General features: G+C 40.0%; 1 protein-coding gene. It reads left to right on the top strand.

What is annotated here, in order from left to right:
• Positions 1 to 1,243 precede the first annotated feature (1,243 nt).
• On the top strand, positions 1,244 to 1,582 hold the full coding sequence (locus tag F6K49_RS47535) for a response regulator (protein WP_293109525.1): 339 nt from the start codon (positions 1,244 to 1,246) through the stop codon (positions 1,580 to 1,582).

The raw sequence follows: 1,582 nt of genomic DNA, 5'->3' as shown, positions 1-1,582 counted from the left end.
GTTGAGCAACACCAATGCAGCGATCGCAAACCAGGATACGAGAGTCTACATGGGTGAATTTTAACTGACTTTTAACTAACCAATTAAACTCCCAGTAGCTGCTATGACTGCTTATCGGCTGGATGCGCCCTGATACATAAACCACCATTGTTAATCCTCTCAATTGCTGACCCGCAGTTGTTCTAGCAAGCCTAGATCAATCAGAGGCTGGCTTTGGCTCATTGACCAGTGGGCAAGTGGGTAATGGTGCTTCACTATCATGACTAGTACTGTTTTTAACTTTCTATGTACTTATCAGCCCTAGCTGATCATTTTATGAATCCGATTTTTGGAACCCGAGCTGGTTGACTAAAAAAACTCTCCTGTGTGTTACTGCTATGTAAACAGCCCAAGAAGGCTTCTTGAATCAGGCTTTTCAAGGTTAGGCTAAGTTTGTGATAATATTGTGAGTTTTATAGTGTGAAGTTTCTATTAATATTTAATAGTCACGCTTCACAGATTATAGTTTTGTAATTATAATTACCTGATTTGAACATAAGCTACTAATCTAAAAAGCATTTTATTTTACTTTGTTCAAAGTAAAATAAAAAAAGGTTAATATAATCAATTTTTACATTGTTTTTATTTATATCGATAATATACAATTGCAATATTCAACAGCTTCTCCTCCCATTGCAGCTTATCGTTTCAGGAGTTATTATTTCCAACTATATTATTAGTTGTAATAACATAGGAAAACTTTTATTTAATAAAATACTTTTTTGCTATATCTATACATTTTAGATAAATAGTTTTTTAAGTCTTTAAAATTATTGATTGCTGACCTTTAAAAATCTCTTAATTTACTCCTGTGTTCCCGATTCCTTATTTCCTACTCCGAAGCTCCGAAGCTACCCTGGTAAGCATATGCGCTACAGATGGTGCTGCTTGAGGTGCCGTCAGCCGTCAGCCGTCAGCCTTGAGCTGATAGCACCATCTGTAGCGTGGCACAGGCTTCAAGGCTGGGACGTAGCGCATAGGCTGATACGCGACACGCTGATAGCTTACCTTTGAAGCTCCGAAGCTCCGAAGCTCCGAAGCTCCCCTGCTCTGGTCACCAGGGATATGATCTAATGCCCTTTGTTAGATCAGCTGAGTTGACCCTGATTTCACTAACTATAGCGCCAGGTAAACCCTGATCTGATTCAGTAATTCTACCCTTGCCATTAAGAAACTTTCTGTATAAGGTGCTATTCTATAAGATATGAAAACTGTTTTGGTGGTAGAAGATAGCGTAACAGAAAGACAGTACCTAACTCGCTGTTTGCAACAAGCGGGTTTGGGGGTTACTGGCGTGGCTAGCGTTGAGGAGGCTCGGGAAAAATTATCTCATCATACGCCGGATTTAGTGGTTTTAGATGTAATTTTGCCTGGTCAAAGTGGTTTTGAGTTTTGTAGAGCCCTGAAAGTGAATCCTCACACTAGCGAGATTCCTGTGGTGATTTGCTCCACCAAAGGTACTGAGGTGGACAAAATTTGGGGAAAGATGCTGGGGGCTGATGCCTACTTAGCTAAACCAGTGAATCCAGAAGAACTGCTGTGA

This window comes from Moorena sp. SIO3I6, assembly GCF_010672095.1.
This window is presented reverse-complemented; position numbering and strand designations above follow the sequence as displayed.

What these genes read in the sequence shown, in the direction of transcription:
- F6K49_RS47535 (WP_293109525.1), top strand. Translation starts at nt 1,244, where the DNA reads ATGAAAACTGTTTTGGTGGTAGAAGATAGCGTAACAGAAAGACAGTAC.